The sequence below is a fragment of the Poseidonibacter lekithochrous genome (assembly GCF_018861145.1).
Lineage (GTDB): Bacteria > Campylobacterota > Campylobacteria > Campylobacterales > Arcobacteraceae > Poseidonibacter > Poseidonibacter lekithochrous_A.
On record NZ_JAHKQT010000004.1, the window covers coordinates 87,267 to 103,727 of the forward strand.

The 16,461-nt window shown below is 26.4% G+C and carries 13 protein-coding genes and 1 other RNA gene; 9 read left to right on the forward strand and 5 right to left on the reverse strand.

The window, feature by feature from the left end:
• Window positions 1–87: 87 nt before the first annotated feature.
• Window positions 88–762, reverse strand: a complete 675-nt coding sequence (locus tag KO488_RS02310) for a response regulator transcription factor (protein ID WP_216057177.1) — start codon at window positions 760–762, stop codon at window positions 88–90.
• Window positions 762–911, reverse strand: a complete 150-nt coding sequence (locus KO488_RS02315; protein WP_266099285.1) for a DUF1104 domain-containing protein — start codon at window positions 909–911, stop codon at window positions 762–764. The genes KO488_RS02310 and KO488_RS02315 overlap by 1 nt, the downstream gene beginning before the upstream one ends.
• Window positions 912–1,230: 319 nt before the next feature.
• On the opposite strand from KO488_RS02315, the gene KO488_RS15160 reads away from it, so the two are divergent.
• The 4 genes from KO488_RS15160 to KO488_RS02335 all read left to right on the forward strand — a co-directional run bounded on the left by KO488_RS15160 (window position 1,231) and on the right by KO488_RS02335 (window position 4,929).
• A complete protein-coding gene (locus KO488_RS15160) occupies window positions 1,231–2,001 on the forward strand; it encodes a hypothetical protein (protein WP_228318970.1) in 771 nt (256 codons plus the stop codon).
• 49 nt (window positions 2,002–2,050) lie between these two features.
• Entirely contained in the window at window positions 2,051–2,350 is a 300-nt protein-coding gene (locus tag KO488_RS02325) for a hypothetical protein (RefSeq protein WP_216057179.1), read from the forward strand.
• A gap of 102 nt (window positions 2,351–2,452) precedes the next feature.
• Window positions 2,453–3,109 (forward strand): winged helix-turn-helix domain-containing protein, encoded by a 657-nt coding sequence (locus tag KO488_RS02330; RefSeq protein WP_216057180.1) that lies wholly within the window; start codon window positions 2,453–2,455, stop codon window positions 3,107–3,109.
• 47 nt (window positions 3,110–3,156) lie between these two features.
• Complete coding sequence (locus KO488_RS02335; protein WP_216057181.1) at window positions 3,157–4,929, forward strand: ABC transporter ATP-binding protein; 1,773 nt, start codon at window positions 3,157–3,159, stop codon at window positions 4,927–4,929.
• On the opposite strand, the gene rnpB is transcribed toward KO488_RS02335, so the two are convergent.
• Together rnpB and lolA are read right to left on the reverse strand one after the other, a co-directional pair.
• An RNA gene (gene rnpB / locus KO488_RS02340) (RNase P RNA component class A) lies at window positions 4,930–5,259 on the reverse strand.
• Window positions 5,260–5,289: 30 nt separating this feature from the next.
• The gene (gene lolA, locus KO488_RS02345) at window positions 5,290–5,823 is read right to left on the reverse strand and encodes a LolA-like outer membrane lipoprotein chaperone (protein WP_216057182.1); all 534 of its coding nucleotides are present in this window, start codon (window positions 5,821–5,823) and stop codon (window positions 5,290–5,292) included.
• Between the two features lie 56 nt (window positions 5,824–5,879).
• Between lolA and secA the strand changes: the two genes are divergently transcribed.
• A complete protein-coding gene (secA, locus tag KO488_RS02350; RefSeq protein WP_216057183.1) occupies window positions 5,880–8,498 on the forward strand; it encodes a preprotein translocase subunit SecA in 2,619 nt (872 codons plus the stop codon).
• Between the two features lies 1 nt (window position 8,499).
• Window positions 8,500–9,705 carry an ABC transporter permease gene (locus KO488_RS02355; protein WP_216057184.1) on the forward strand — a complete coding sequence of 402 codons (1,206 nt, stop codon included), beginning with the start codon at window positions 8,500–8,502 and terminating at the stop codon, window positions 9,703–9,705.
• Between the two features lie 17 nt (window positions 9,706–9,722).
• Here the strand turns inward: KO488_RS02355 and KO488_RS02360 are convergent, their stop codons facing one another.
• Window positions 9,723–12,563: an AsmA-like C-terminal domain-containing protein gene (locus tag KO488_RS02360; protein WP_228318971.1), complete on the reverse strand. Its 2,841-nt coding sequence runs from the start codon at window positions 12,561–12,563 to the stop codon at window positions 9,723–9,725.
• Here KO488_RS02360 and mltG point away from each other — a divergent pair.
• The 3 genes from mltG to KO488_RS02375 all read left to right on the forward strand — a co-directional run bounded on the left by mltG (window position 12,556) and on the right by KO488_RS02375 (window position 16,418).
• On the forward strand, window positions 12,556–13,677 hold the full coding sequence (gene mltG, locus KO488_RS02365) for an endolytic transglycosylase MltG (RefSeq protein ID WP_216057186.1): 1,122 nt from the start codon (window positions 12,556–12,558) through the stop codon (window positions 13,675–13,677). The two genes, KO488_RS02360 and mltG, sit on opposite strands and share 8 nt — an antisense overlap.
• A 122-nt stretch (window positions 13,678–13,799) precedes the next feature.
• A complete protein-coding gene (locus KO488_RS02370; RefSeq protein WP_216057187.1) occupies window positions 13,800–15,992 on the forward strand; it encodes an NADP-dependent isocitrate dehydrogenase in 2,193 nt (730 codons plus the stop codon).
• A gap of 129 nt (window positions 15,993–16,121) precedes the next feature.
• A complete protein-coding gene (locus KO488_RS02375) occupies window positions 16,122–16,418 on the forward strand; it encodes a heavy-metal-associated domain-containing protein (protein WP_216057188.1) in 297 nt (98 codons plus the stop codon).
• The last annotated feature ends 43 nt before the right edge of the window (window positions 16,419–16,461 follow it).

The following is a 16,461-nucleotide window of genomic DNA, read 5'->3' on the forward strand; positions in this document are numbered from 1 at the left end:
TTTTGAAACTTATAATAAGTAAAAGAAATGCCACCAATTATTACAAGAACTAAAAAAGAGTAAAGAAGACTGAATCCAAGAAGGGTTCTAGCCTCGCTCTTGGTTAAATCGATATCCAAGCTTTTTAAGACTAACAATTTTATCTTTTCCTAATACCTTTCTAAGGTTTTTTATATAAGTTCTCAAAGAATTATCACTATATTCTTCATCATATTCCCAAACATAATCATAAATTCTATCATGAACTAAAAGTTCATTTGGATGTTGTAAGAAAAACTTTAAAAGTTTTAACTCTTTAAAATTAATCTTAACAATTTCACCATTTGATATAAGTTCATTTGCAATTGAATCAAAAGTAATATTTTCATCAATCTGTATTAAATCATTTTTCGCAGAGAATTCTCTTTTAATGATTGTTTGAACTCTAATTAGAAGCTCTTTTAATGCAAAAGGTTTTCGAATGTAATCATCACAACCACTTTCATAGCCTTCTTCTAATGAATCCATTGAGTTTAATGATGTAATAAATATTGCAGGTGTTTTATTTCCTTCTTTTCTTACTTGTTTTAAAACTTCAAAACCATTTAAAGAAGGAACATTCACATCTAAGAGTAATAAATCAAAACTATTTTCATAAATAGCAGAAAGAGCATCATCACCATCATAAACACTAACTATCTCATAACCTTCATCTTCAAAATATTCAACAACAGTTTCATTTAAAGTTAAATCATCTTCTAATAATAACAATTTCGTTTTCATTATTTATTCAACTTTGGTAAATTATTTTCATAAGATTTTTTTTCATTTTCACTCATTGTAGAAACTCTAGATTTTAGTTCTTGAACAAATTTATTCTTATTTTCAGCCTTAACATAGCCCATAATTGCGATCAATTCTTGAGTACTCATTTCTGAATAATCCTCCTTAGCAAAAAGAAAACTTATCATAAGTAAAAATAATATTAATGTCTTTTTCATTTTTGATACTTTATTTATTTTATTATTATTATAGCATAACAACTGTGTAATAATTGTTAAAGACCTAAGTATAGCGAAAATAGCATCTTTATATCAATAAAATAGCTCTTTCATAGCATACTAAGAATTACTGTAATTTTTAACAGTTTTTTACTCCTTTTGTCCATTTTTTAATGATATAGTAAGTGAAATCATTCATTTCTTATGTATAATATAGGTATAAACACAACTAATAGATTTAGGATAAATCATGACACAAATAGGAAAACTGTTTAATAAAACACCATATTTAGTAAGAGATATCGATAACACTTATAAAGATATAAAATATGTTGAACAAATTGTAAATACCTTAATAAAAAAATATTCTATAAAAGCAGAAAACATTATAAATATTTTTTCTAATAATAGAGACAATATATTACATTTTCATATCGTAATTAAAACAAATATGCCAAAAGAGAATCTTTGTTTAGAATATCAAAATGAAGATATAGAGTTTACATTTGAGGAATATAAAGAGTCTAAAACTAAAACTAAATACATCAATTCATTTATGTTTATTGAAACATTTAAGCATTTAAATGAAAAAAGCTTAGTTACAGTATTTGATGAAATGATTGGATGTGATGGTAAAAAACTGTTTATCTCAGTTTTAAAAGAGAATTTAAAATTATTTCAACCAAGTTCTAAACATTACTATTATAGAAACATTCTAATTCTTAAAAAAGATATAATTTGTAATACTGCAAATACATTTAGTATTAATACAGATGAATTATATGAAGATTTACATCCAAATGTAATAAAACAAGTTTGTAAAGATTTAAATCTTACTTATAAAAAATTATCTTATGAGTTAGGTTATAAACCTGATACGATTAATAAAGCAGCCTCAACGGGAAAAGTAAGTGATCAATTAAGCAAAGCAATTGAACTTTATTTAGAAAATTTAAGATTAAGAGAACAACTTAAAGATTTTGACGTGATTAAGCAAACACTTCAAAATGTTATAGTTTAAGCTTTTCTAAATATAATTTTACTACAATCAAATGAAAAAAAGAGTCTTAATGTATAAACACTTATTAGCACTAACAGCAATTGCTTTTCTATTTACAGCATGCGGAGAAGAGAAAGCAGAAGAAAAATGGAATTCTTTTATTTATCCTGATAAAACAAACAATAAAAGAAGTATTAAAAGCCCAGTATTTTTCAAAACTCTTCAAGAGTGTCAAAAAGAGTCTGAAAATCAATTAGTAATTCTTAATATTACTGATAATGGTACATATAAATGTGGTCTTAACTGTGAATTTCATGATGGTATGAAACTAGAAGTTTGTGAAAAAATGTTAGCTGCACCTGTAAAATAGTAAGATTTTTTACTATTTTACAATCTCCATAAAAAATAATTTAAATTATTTTTTATACTCTTTATGATATAACTCTACTTATTATTAAAAATAGGAATATAAATGAAAGAGTTAAAGTACTTAAATGTACTATATATATCAAATGGTTTCAATCAAGAAACTATAATAGAATATCTAAATATCAAGGCTAAAGACTTCTTTCTAACTAATGATTTAAATGAGGCATTAAATATATTAAATACAAAGAAAGTGAATATTATATTCTCAGAATACAATAATCTTGAATATTTTAAAGAAGTTAGAAAAAAATATGAAAAAATCCAAATTATAATTATAAGTAATCTAATAGAAAATATACAATTAATCGAAGGAATTAAAATAGGTCTTTTAAAGTTCTTACAAGCACCTATAAAAAAAGAAGAATTAATCTCATCTTTAAAAATCTGTATCCAAACATACGATGCAAATAAATCTAATATTATAAATTTACAAAATGGATATTCTTATGATTACTATAATCAAGTTCTTTTAAAAAATAATAAAATAGTTATATTATCAAAAAAAGAAAATGATTTTTTTAAATTCATGTCAAGCAAAGCTAATAATACAGTTTCATATGAAGAAATTAATAAAAGTATTTGGGAAGGCTCTATGACACATGATGCACTAAGATCACTTGTAAAAGAATTGAGAAAGAAAACATATAAAGATTTAATTAAAAATATTTCAGGAATTGGATATAGATTTAATTTAAATTAAGGTATTTATAGTAAAACTTAACTCTAATTTAATTAAGAAAGACTACTATGAATAAACACATTTCCTTTAAAAATATATTTAAACTACTTTTAGACAATAAAAAGCACCTACTTTTAGGTCAAGCTATAACTTTTATAGCTATTTTAATAAGTATTCCAATTCCTTTAATGCTTCCAATTTTAGTGGATGAAGTATTACTAAAGAAACCAGATTTCTTTATAAATATAATAAATGATACCTTTGGAATTGGCAATGCCTTTTACTATATAGCAATAGTTACTCTAGTTGTTATTCTTCTAAGATTAATTCATTTTGTTTTTACAATAGTAATCACAAAACTTTTTACCTATATTTCAAAATATGTAACTTATAAATTAAGAGTAAAAGTACTAAGTCACTTAAAGTTTGTTAATATGAATGAATATGAAAGCCTAGGTTCAGGTGCAATATCATCAAACTTAGTGACAGATATAAACACACTTGATACTTTTATAATATCAATCGCAAGTAAGTTTGTAGCTTCTGTTTTAACACTAATAGGAGTTGCTATTGTTATAATAGCAATTGACCCAATATTAGGTTTAATGATTCTATTTATTCAACCAATTATTATGCTTTTATCTAAAAAAATATCTAAAAAAACTGGTGCTTTAAAAAAAGAAGAAAACCAAGCAATTGAAGAATTTCAAGATAATGTGGGAGAAACACTAGATTTGTTTGGACAAATAAAAGCAAGTAACAAAGAAGAGTATTTCTTTAATGAAGCTATAAAAAAAGCCAAGAATATCCAAATAGCTTCAAATGAATATAATTATAAAAGCGTTGCTTATGAACGATTATCATTTACTGTATTTTTAATTGCCTTTGAAATTTTTAGAGCAACTGGTCTTATTTTAGTTGAATATAATGATTTATCAATTGGTATGATGTTTGCAATGTTTGGTTATATCTGGTTTATTATGACACCAGTACAAGATATTTTATCAATTCAATACTCATATGCAAGTGCAAATGCTGCAATAAGTAGGATTAATCGAATTTTAGATTTAGATATAGAAAAAAGTGGAGATGAAGAACTTTGTGTTAAAAATAAAGAAGTAAATATCTCAATAAAAAATCTTAACTTCTCATATACAGAAGAAAAAAACATACTAGATGACATCTCTTTAGATATTAATACTGCAGATAAAGTAGCATTAATTGGTGCAAGTGGAAGTGGAAAAACAACACTAGCACAAATAATCTCAGGTTTTTATTCAAAGAAAAATGGTGATATTTTTTATAATGGTGTAAGTATTGAAAAACTAGATAAAAAAAGTTTACGAGAAAATATATTTTTAGTACTTCAAATGCCAATACTTTTTAATAATACATTAAAATTCAACATCACAATGGGAAATGAAAATATAAGTGATGAGCAAATTCATAAGGCTTTAAAAATAGCACAACTTGATGATGTAATAGCAAAAATGACTGATGGCTTAGAGACAAAGGTAGGACGTCATGGTGTTAGATTAAGTGGTGGGCAAAGACAAAGACTCTCAATTGCTAGAATGATAATTGCAGACCCTGCTGTTGTTATCTTTGATGAATCAACATCAGCACTTGATGTTCATACAGAAGCAAAACTATTTATAGCGTTAGAAGAGATTTTAAAAAATAAAACTGTAATTACAATTGCTCATAGATTAAGTACAGTAAAAAATGCAAATATAATTTATGTTTTAGATGAGGGTAAAATCGTTCAAAGAGGTAATCATAAAGAATTAGAAGAGGAAGAAGGACACTATTTAGAGTTTGTTAAAAATCAGTTAATTTAGAAAAAAGGTAAGCTCATAAGCCGAGTTTTGTTTTAAAGACAATAATTTATCTAGCTACTAAATTACTTTAGTAGTCGAGCAAAGACCAAAAATGTGAAGTAAATACCAGGTCTTTTTGCTGCAAGTTGGGTTTACAAAGCACTAATGATTACTCAAAAGTCTGGTGAGCTCTTACCTCACCGTTTCACCATCACCAAAAAATTGGCTGTCTATTCTCTGTTGCACTATCCCTTAGGTTACCCTAGCCATTAGTTAAATGGAACCATACTTCACTGCAGCCCGGACTTTCCTCTTGAATATTTTAATTCAAGCTATTGTCAAGCTTACCTTTTGCGTATTATATCTAAGTTAGCTAAAAATTTACTTTCTAATAATATCGTAGTGTTCAGGTGCAGAAAATTTAAAAATATCGTCATTTATTTCTTTATTTGATATTTGATTTTCAAATTTGATTTCAACACTATTATCCAGTTTATCTTTATATTTAATTATTTCAATTTCATCTGAATCTTTTGACCCTTCTATTAAATAATCAATATCATCAATATTTGCAATATATGAATTTTCATTTATCTTTTTAGATGTGTTTAATAATTTTATTATATTTATTTCACTTTGTAATTGAGTATAAATTGCTTGTTCTAACTCTGGTTCATCTACAATTGCAAAATCATTTAAAATATAAACATTCTTTTCAATTGGTGTTTTATATTTCCATAAAATTTTTCCAGTATTTTTTATAAATACTTCACCTTTATATTCAATAATTTTATTATTAATTGACTTGATACTTTGTGTAAAATCAGCTTTAAAAGTCTCTAATTTTTTAATATCAGCAGCTGCATTAAACGTAGCAAAAAAAACTATAAATACAAATATCATCTTATAAAACATATTTTAACCTTTATTTTTATATAATCTAGCGATTATAACAAAAAGGAATTAATTTTATGTTAAATGTTTTTTCAAAGATTTTTGGTACTAGAAATGATAAAGAAGTAAAAAGATATAGAAAAAGAGCTCAAGAAATAAATACACTTGAAAGTAAGTATGAAGCAATGAGCGATGATGAATTACAAAATAGTTTTAATAAATTAAAAGAACAAGTACAAAATGAAGGAAAATCATTAAATGATGTATTAAATGATTCTTTTGCAATTACGAGGGAAGCTAGTAAAAGAGCTTTAAATATGAGGCCATATGACGTTCAACTAATTGGAGCTATGGTTTTACATGATGGAAGAATTGCAGAAATGAAAACAGGTGAAGGAAAAACACTTGTAGGTTCATTAGCAGTAGCACTAAACGCATTAACGGGCAAAGGTGTACATGTTGTTACAGTAAATGATTACTTAGCTTCAAGAGATGCACAAGAACTAGAACCTTTATATAACTTCTTAGGTTTTAGTGTTGGTGCAATTATTGGTACTTTAAAAGATGATGATTTAAGAAAAGAGCAATATGCAGCTGATATTACTTATGGTACAAATAATGAGTTTGGATTTGACTTCTTAAGAGATAATATGAATTATGATGTTGAAGAAAAAGTTCAAAGAGAACATTCATTTGTTATTGTTGATGAAGTAGATTCAATTTTAATTGATGAAGCTAGAACTCCCTTAATTATAAGTGGACCAACAAATCAAAAAAGTGCAAACTATGCAAGAGCAAATGAAATAGCAATGACTTTAGAAAAAGGTGAGTTAATCGAACCTAAAAAAGCTGATGAAAGACCTATAACAACAGGTGATTTTACAGTTGATGAAAAAAATAAATCTGTTGTTTTAACAGAAGATGGAACTACAAAAGCTCAAGAATTATTTGAAGTTGACAACTTATATTCTTTAGAAAATGCATCTTTATCGCATAATTTAGACCAAGCCCTAAAAGCTAACTATATTTTTGAAAAAGATGTAGATTATGTAGTTAAAGATAATGAAGTAATTATTGTAGATGAGTTCACAGGAAGATTAAGTGAGGGGAGAAGATTCTCTGAAGGTCTTCATCAAGCTTTAGAAGCAAAAGAAGGAGTTTCAATTCAAGATGAATCTCAAACTTTAGCTGATATTACTTTCCAAAATTACTTTAGAATGTATGATAAACTAGCGGGAATGACAGGTACTGCACAAACTGAAGCTACTGAGTTTGCAGAGATTTATAATCTTGATGTAGTTTCTATTCCTACAAATGTACCAGTTACAAGACTTGATAAAAATGATTTAATCTACAAAAGTGAAGCAGAGAAATTTGAAGCTGTTTGTAATAGAATTAAAGCTTTAAATGAAAAAGGACAACCTGTACTTGTGGGTACTGCTTCAATTGAAAAATCTGAAAAATTACATAAAATTTTAAAAGATAAAAAAATACCTCACACAGTTTTAAATGCAAAACAACATGAAAAAGAAGGTAAGATTATTGAAGATGCTGGTCAGAAAGGTGCAGTTACAATTGCTACAAATATGGCTGGACGGGGAGTTGATATTAAGCTTACACAAGAGATTCTTGATCTTGGTGGATTAGTAATTTTAGGGACTGAAAGACATGAATCAAGAAGAATTGACAACCAATTAAGAGGAAGAGCAGGACGGCAAGGTGATGCTGGAGAATCTCAATTCTATTTATCATTAGAAGATAACTTATTAAGAATCTTTGGATCAGATAAAATCAAAGGTATCATGGAAAGACTAGGTATTGAAGATGGAGAACATATTGAATCAAAAATGGTAACACGTGCAGTTGAAAATGCTCAGAAAAAAGTTGAGCAAATGCACTTTGAATCAAGAAAACATTTACTTGAATACGATGATGTAGCAAATGAACAAAGAAAAGTTATCTATAAATTTAGAAATGATTTATTAAGACCAGATTATGATATTGATACTAAACTTAATGAAAATAAATTAGAATATGTACAAACAACACTTTTAAATGCTGAAATAATAGATGGTATGCCAGCTGAAGATTATAATTATGAATATATACTTGCTAAGTTTAAAGAAGAACTTCGATTAATTATTACACTTGAAGATATTAAATCTGAATCTTATGAAGAATTAGAAAAGAAACTTCTTGAAATAATTACAGATGTATATGCTAAGAAAATGGAAATGGCAGCACCTGAACAAAAAAGTGAAATAGAAAGAATTCTTTACTTACAAATTTTAGATAATGCATGGAGAGATCATTTATACTCTATGGATACATTAAAAACAGGTATAGGACTTCGAGGGTATAACCAAAAAGATCCATTAGTTGAATATAAAAAAGAATCATATAATATGTTTATTGAATTAATTTCAAATATTAAACATGAAATTATTAAAGTACTATTTACTATTCAACTTCAAAATCAAGAAGATGCAAAAAAAGAGCAAGAAGCTGTTGAAAAAATGAAAGAACAAATGGAAGAAGCTACTGAAAATATCACTACTAATGTTGCTCAAAAAGAAGTAATGGCAAGTGAAAAGAAAATTGCAAGAAATGACAACTGCCCTTGTGGTTCTGGGAAAAAGTATAAACAATGTTGTGGGAAAAGCGGACCTAAAAGAGGTTTAGCAGCAGGGAACTAATTTGAATAAAAAATTAGTTAATTTTATTGTAAAAAAATATTTACGATTTGACAAAAAAAATCCTTTTATATCTATAAGTGCTATTTTAGCATTTGTAGGTGTAGCTATTGGGGTTATGGTTTTAATTCTTTCTATGGCGATTATGAATGGTACGGCAAAAGAATTTGAAAAAAAACTTTTTACTATGAACTACCCTCTTACAATTTACTCTAAATTTAATAATTCAATAGATAAATCACTTTTAAACCAATTACAAAATAAATATCCCAATTTAAAATTTTCACCTTATATTTCATCTCAAGTAATTGCACAAAGTGGTGAAGATATGAGTGGGGGTATGATTTTTGGAGTAATTCCAGAAAAAGAAGCTTCAATAAATGATATTTATAAAAAAGCCTTAGGTAATTTAGAACTTAGTAAATATGATATTATCACTGGTGTAGGAATTTCTTCTAAACTATTTTTAAACAAAGGAACTAAAACAACTCTATATTTTACATCATTAAATCCAACAGGATTTTCTATGATTCCAAAGATGAAAAGATTTACTTTCCAAAATTCATTTAAATCAGGTTTAAATGCTTATGACCAAGCTTATATGTATACTTCTATTGAAGCTTTACAGACTTTATTAAAAAAGCCTAAAGATACTTATGATGGTATTCATATTTTCTCAAATGATGCTTTTAAAGATATTGAAAAGTTAAAAGAAGATTTAAAAGATACAGGTGCTGGAGTTTTAGGATGGTGGCAACAAAATGGAAACTTCTTCGCTGCAATGAAAATGGAAAAAACAGCCTTATTTATAGTTTTAATGCTAATTATTCTAGTAGCTTCATTAAATATCATATCATCACTTTTAATGACAGTAATGAGCAGAAGAAAAGAAATCGCCCTACTTTTATCAATGGGTGCCTCTAATAAAGAGATTAAATCTATCTTTTTAAGAGTTGGTATAATTATTGGTTTTTCTGGAATTTTGAGTGGGATTGCTTTAGGATTTATTGGGTATTGGGCTTTAGACACTTTTGATATTGTTTCTCTTCCTGCTGATGTTTATGGAACAGCAAAACTTCCACTTGATTTAGCATTAAGTGATTTTATATCTATTGTAATAGGTGCTGCTGTTATTGTAACCTTATCATCATATTATCCAGCAGCAAAAGCTACAAAAATAGATGTTATTGATGTACTAAGAAATGAATAAACCTAATTTTTTTAGGTTTATTTCTTTGGTTCTTCTTTCCCTAAATCTTTTAAAAAGTCTACAAATTCAGAAGGAGATGTTAAAACTCTTTTTGCAATATTTAAAGGAACAGAGAAGGCATCTTTTGTTAAGTTTGTAGATATTTTTGGATTCTCTAAAGGTCCAAAGATATTAACTTTTGTTTCAACTCTTTTATCTTTTCCCAATAACACATAATTTACTATAGGAATAGCTCCTACAATCTTTGAATAATCTTTTAAAAATATCAATTTTACATGTGAATCTAATGTTCCTTTATCTACATCAATAATTCCTGAACCATCAAAATCAATACCATTTCCAACTGTAACTAGTTTTTCAATATTAAAAAGTTTTTTATCTTGATTATAATCAAAAGTTAAGACTCCATCTATTATTCGATATCCTGTTAAATTAAAGCCTCCACTTGTTGTCATACCTACAACTGAAGGAATCGCTAATAAAGGATTAATTAATGCAGGAGAAGTATTTATAAACAATAATAAGTTATTTAAAATTGCTAAATCTTCAACTTTTACATTTTTAAAAATCATTTTTCCTTTTATTGATTCTGATGTACCTTTTGCTAAAAATAATATATTATTACCTTTTAAAATCTCTTTATTAAATATAGTATTAATAAACTCATCACTTATATCATTAGCATAAATATCAATTTCTTTATCTTTTGATTCCTTAAATGTAAAATCTGTTTTTTTATGATTTAAATGAAAATATTTATTCTCATCACGTAATCTTAATGAGAAGCTATCAGCTAAAAATTTGAATTTTTCATTTATTATTATGTTTGAGTTTTTTCCCTCAATATTTAAATCCTTAATTTTACTTTCTTCTTCTTTATTTGTATTTACTAAAACATCATAATCATCAATTTTTATATCTGCTTTATTATTTTGAGAATATTTTAAAATGATCTTTTTATCTAAACTCTCAATATTTACACTATTTTTAGTGTAATCACCTTTTATACTAAGAGAAGACACCTTCTTCCCATCTTTTAGAATTGGTAAATCTAGATTTCTTACATCAGCCCAAAAACTAATAAGCTTTGGCTTTAAAATAGCCTTTGCTGTTTTTAAATTATATACCTCATTATCAAGTTTAAATTTTGCATTTTTAGCATTAATATTTAATAATGGTAAATCGTTATTTGATGATTCTTTTGTATTAATCACTATATCTGTATTATTTAAAGACACAAATATCTCTTTATTTTTAACTTCTACTTTTATGTTATTATCAAGAGAATTTACTTTTACATAATCATTTTTTATTAAACCTTTTACTTTTAATTCTGTAATTTTTTTAGAATTGTTTTCAATTGGAAAATCAAGTCCTTCCATAGAAGAAGTAAAAGAGATATTATTTTCATCTTTAATTTTTAAAGATAAATCCCCCTCTTTTATATTGATTTTTTTTAAAAGGTCTGAATACTCATAGATTGAAGATATTTCATCAATATCTACGTAAATATAATCACTAATTTTAATATCAGTATTTATTGCATCAAGTTTTATATTTACATCATCTTTATAAGAGAAAAATAGTGCTGATTTTTTATTTGTTATATGCACTATTTTATCAGTTTTATCTTCTATTAAAAAAGATTTAATTAAAGCATTTCCTTTTGCACTTGAAGTATTTGTATCAATAACAAAATCTAAATTTGCATGAATCATATTTTTATATTTAATATCAGCATTAGAAATTTTGACTTTTGAATTATCCAAAACTACTGTCGCTTTTGTAGTAGAAAAAGGAAAGTTTTGCAATAAAATATCAGATTTAGAAAGGATAAATTTACCTTTAGTATCCATCTTCTTATTTTTTGCATAGGGAATTATTAATTTAACAGTTGCATTTGTAGTACCTGTTTTTTGGAGTATTGGAAGATTTATATTAAACTCTTTTAATATATTTAATATTCTATTATCTAATTTAGCTTTTTTTGCTTCAATATTTACAACTACATTTCCATTTTTAGAACTTGCTATATTATTAATATGAACATAACTTCCATCAATTTTAATATTATCAAATATAGGTTCTATCAAATCTAAAGTAAGTTTATTATCTTCAAAACCTACATCAATTTGCTTTGTATTGATTTCTTTTACATTTTTATGAAACTTAATTTTTGCATCTTTTATAACAGCTTGACCATATAATGATTTTTCAATTATTTTATTTTTTACTAAATCAAAACTTCCATAAAATTCTTTTAATTGTATTTTTCCATCAACATTATCATACATCCAAGCTTCTGCAACTTTAGATAATCTAAAGAATTTTTTTAAAAATTTTAAACTTTCAAACTCCTGACTATTCAAATAAAAGTTTGCTAACTTTTCATTTATATCTAAAGTTATCTCACCTTGAATATCTTGATAATAATATTCACCTAATAAATCTAATTTTTCATTAAAATAATCAACTTTTACTTTTCCAGTTAACATTAAATCAATATCTTTTAAATATAAAGAATATAAATCAAAAATAACTTGATTAGATACAAAATCTAAACTTGATGAAATATTAATAAATTTATTATCCAAATATAAAGATTCGTCATTTAATGCAATAGTGAATTCATTTCCATCGATTTTTAATCTTCTAACATCAATTTGTTTAAAGAATTTTAAAACAGTAGGAAGTAATTCAATATTCTTTTTTAAGTCTTCATAAGAGTTGTTTACACTAGATTTTTTAGATTTTATTTCTATATTTTCTATGTCTACAATAAGCTTTTTATCAAATTTTATATAGAATTGCGAGATTAAAACATTTCCAAAAGAAAAAGAGTTTATTTTTATGCCCAAAAACAATGCCGAAGATATTAGTACAACAATAAGTAGTAAAAAGAAAAATAGAAGTTTAATTGCCTTTAACATTATAGAGGTTTTCCTTGTAGCTTGTATTATAATTTTATTTTATATAACTATTCCTATGAGTTCAACAAAAGTGTTATTTATTCCTAAAGGTAGTACGAATGATACTGTATTTTACCTAAATAAAACAGGTTACGAACTAAATGTAATTGATAAAGTTATTTTAAGATCTATAGGTTTTATCCAAAGTGGATGGATTAGTATAGATGAAAACAGATTAACAAAAATGGACTTTTTATACAAATTAACAACATCTAAAGCTGCATTAAAAAATATAACTTTAATTCCAGGTGAAACTTCATATGTATTTTTAAAACAATTAGCTAAAGAGCTTAACCTTTCAGAAAAAAAACTACAAGAAGTATATAAAAAGCATTCATATAAATTAGACGGTAATATTCTTGCAGATACTTATTCTTTACCTTATGGAATGAATGAAGATCATTTAATATTTTATTTATTATCTCAAAGTAATAAGAAATATGAAGAATTTTCTAAAAAAATATTTGGCTTATATGATAAGAAAAAATGGTATCACTATTTAAGTTTAGCATCTGTGATTCAAAAAGAAGCGGCAAGCATAGAAGAAATGCCAATTGTTTCAAGTGTAATTCATAATAGATTAAGACGTGGGATGAAACTACAAATGGATGGAACTTTGAATTATGGAAAATATTCCCATGTAAAAGTAACATCACAAAGAATAAAAGAAGATACCTCTTCATACAATACTTATAAACATAATGGTTTACCAAAAAATCCAGTATCAGCAGTTAGTTTAAATGCAATAAAAGCAGCAATTTTTCCTGTTAAAAGTGATTATCTATATTTTGTAAAAGATAATAAAACTGGTTTACATACTTTTTCTAAGTCATATAAAAAGCATGTGAATAATATTAATGCAAATAGAGGTGTAAAGAAAAGTTACACAAAAATAAAAGCAAAAGAGACTCAAATTGATAAAGAAGCTAAAATCATCATGAAGACCGATGTAAAAGAGCAAAAACCGACTTCTATTAAATCACTTTGGGATAATGTAAAATAAGAACTGTGAAAAATTGAAACATACATCTTTTTGATATAAAATTAAACCTAGCTTTAAATAGCTCTAAATTCAATTAGTGCTAATATACATCCAGTATAAAAATTTAAATTTAGGAACTAAACATGTCAAAGATTATTTACACAAAAGTTGATGAAGCTCCAGCTTTAGCAACATACTCTTTCTTACCAATTATTAAAGCTTTTACAAAAAGCTCTGGTATTGAAATGGTTACAAAAGATATCTCATTAGCAGGAAGAATTCTTGCAAACTTTCCTGAGAACTTAAAAGAAAATCAAAAAATCGCTGATCATTTAGCTGAATTAGGTGAATTAACTCAAGATCCAAATGCAAATATTGTTAAATTACCAAATGTTTCAGCCTCTGTTCCACAATTAAAAGCTTGTATTGCAGAATTACAATCAAAAGGTTACGATGTGCCTAATTATGATGCATCACCTGAAATTACTGCACGATATGCAAAAATTACTGGTTCTGCAGTTAATCCTGTATTAAGAGAAGGAAATTCAGATAGACGAGCTCCTGGTGCAGTTAAAAACTATGCAAAAAACAATCCTCATAAAATGGGTGAATGGACAAAAGATTCTAAAACGGATGTTGCACATATGGATCATGGAGATTTTTATGATACTGAAGTTTCTAAAACTTTTGAAGCAGCAGATGATTTAAAAACTACTTTTATAGCAAAAGATGGTTCAAAAACTGTACTTAAAGAATCTTTACCTGTATTAAAAGATGAAATTATTGATGCAACAGTTATGAGTGCAAAAGCTTTACAAGACTTCTATCAAAATGCAATTAATGAAGCTAAAAAAAGAGATGTATTATTATCATTACATCTAAAAGCTACAATGATGAAAGTATCTGATCCAATTATGTTTGGATTTGCAGTTAAAGTATATTTCAAAGATTTAATTGCTAAACATGGTGAATTATTTGATAAATTAGGTGTTAACTTTAACAATGGTTTAGGTGATTTATATTCTAAATTAGAAAATGTTGATGCTGATAAAAAAGCTGAAATTGAAGCTGATATCGAAGCTGTTTATGCAAAACAACCAAGACTTGCAATGGTTAACTCTGCAAAAGGAACTACAAACTTACATGTACCATCTGATGTTATTATTGATGCATCTATGCCTGCTATGCTTAAAGGTGGTGGTAAAATGTGGAATGCCGAAGATAAAGAAGAAGATACTCTTGCAATGATTCCAGATAGATGTTATGCACAATCATTTAAAGCTGTTATTGAAGATTGTAAAAAGAATGGTAAATTAGATGTAACAACAATTGGTACAGTTCCAAATGTTGGTCTTATGGCTCAAAAAGCAGAAGAGTATGGTTCACACGATAAAACTTTCCAAGCTGCTGGTGAAGGTAAAATCGTTGTAACTGATAAAAATGGAGATACTGTATTCTCATTTGATGTAGAAGAAGGTGATATTTTCAGAATGTGTCAAGCAAAAGATGCTCCAATCCAAGATTGGATTAAATTAGCAGTTTCAAGAGCTAGATTATCTAATACTCCTGCTATTTTCTGGTTAGATGAAAATAGAGGTCATGATAGAGAAATGATTAAAAAAGTTAATAAATACTTACCTGATCATGATACAAGTGGTTTAGATATTTCTATTATGAATCCATTAGAAGCTACTACTTACTCTTTAGAAAGAATGAGAAAAGGTCTTGATACTATTTCTGTAACTGGAAATGTTTTAAGAGATTATAATACTGACTTATTCCCAATTTTAGAGCTTGGAACATCTGCAAAAATGTTATCTATTGTACCATTAATGCAAGGTGGTGGATTATTTGAAACTGGTGCTGGTGGATCTGCTCCTAAACACGTTCAACAATTTGCACAAGAAGATTACTTAAGATGGGATTCATTAGGTGAATTCATGGCTTTAGCTGCATCTTTTGAGCACTTAGCAAATACTCAAGGAAATAAAAAAGCACAAGTTTTAGCTGATACCTTAGATAAAGCTACAGGGACTTTCCTTTTAAATGATAAATCACCTGCTAGAAAATTAGGTTCAATTGATAATAGAGGTTCGCACTTCTATTTAGCAATGTACTGGGCTCAAGAATTAGCAGCGCAAAATGATGATGCAGAGCTTAAAGCTGAATTTACTCCAATTGCTGAAAGTATGACTTCTAATGAAGATAAAATTGTATCTGAATTAGTAGCTGGTCATGGTAAAGAAATTGATATGGGTGGATACTACTTACCAAATGATGATTTAGTAAGTAAAGCGATGAGACCATCTCCAACTTTAAATTCAATTATTGGATAAAATAAACAAATTCATTTGTTTTATTTAAAAAGGCAAGACTTAAAAGTCTTGCCTTTTTTTATTTAAAATCAGTATACTTTAATCAAATTAGATTTAATATATAAATAAAACAATATAGAAGGTATAAAAATGAAACAAACATTTGAAGTAGAAAACGTAAAATGTGGTGGGTGTGCTAATACATTGATTTCATCATTAAAAGAAGAGTTTGGTGAAGTTTCAGTAGATTTAGATGTTCATCCAAGAAAAATTACATTAGACTTAGAAAATGAAAAAAAAGATTCTTTAAAACTAAAATTAAGAGCTCTAGGATACCCTTTATCAAGTGATGAGCTCTCTGGTTTACAAAAAGCTACAACAACAGCTAAAAGCTTTGTATCATGTGCTATTGGTAAGGTTAATGTTGCTACAGGGAAAACTGAATAATTAAATAAAAAAATAACTACTTTGATTAAAACTTCATAATCTT

What these genes read in the sequence shown, in the direction of transcription:
- KO488_RS02370 (WP_216057187.1), top strand. Translation starts at nt 13,800, where the DNA reads ATGTCAAAGATTATTTACACAAAAGTTGATGAAGCTCCAGCTTTAGCA.
- KO488_RS02375 (WP_216057188.1), top strand. Translation starts at nt 16,122, where the DNA reads ATGAAACAAACATTTGAAGTAGAAAACGTAAAATGTGGTGGGTGTGCT.
- KO488_RS15160 (WP_228318970.1), top strand. Translation starts at nt 1,231, where the DNA reads ATGACACAAATAGGAAAACTGTTTAATAAAACACCATATTTAGTAAGA.
- secA (WP_216057183.1), top strand. Translation starts at nt 5,880, where the DNA reads ATGTTAAATGTTTTTTCAAAGATTTTTGGTACTAGAAATGATAAAGAA.
- mltG (WP_216057186.1), top strand. Translation starts at nt 12,556, where the DNA reads ATGCCCAAAAACAATGCCGAAGATATTAGTACAACAATAAGTAGTAAA.
- KO488_RS02330 (WP_216057180.1), top strand. Translation starts at nt 2,453, where the DNA reads ATGAAAGAGTTAAAGTACTTAAATGTACTATATATATCAAATGGTTTC.
- KO488_RS02315 (WP_266099285.1), bottom strand. Translation starts at nt 911, where the DNA reads ATGAGTACTCAAGAATTGATCGCAATTATGGGCTATGTTAAGGCTGAA.
- KO488_RS02310 (WP_216057177.1), bottom strand. Translation starts at nt 762, where the DNA reads ATGAAAACGAAATTGTTATTATTAGAAGATGATTTAACTTTAAATGAA.
- KO488_RS02335 (WP_216057181.1), top strand. Translation starts at nt 3,157, where the DNA reads ATGAATAAACACATTTCCTTTAAAAATATATTTAAACTACTTTTAGAC.
- lolA (WP_216057182.1), bottom strand. Translation starts at nt 5,823, where the DNA reads ATGTTTTATAAGATGATATTTGTATTTATAGTTTTTTTTGCTACGTTT.
- KO488_RS02325 (WP_216057179.1), top strand. Translation starts at nt 2,051, where the DNA reads ATGTATAAACACTTATTAGCACTAACAGCAATTGCTTTTCTATTTACA.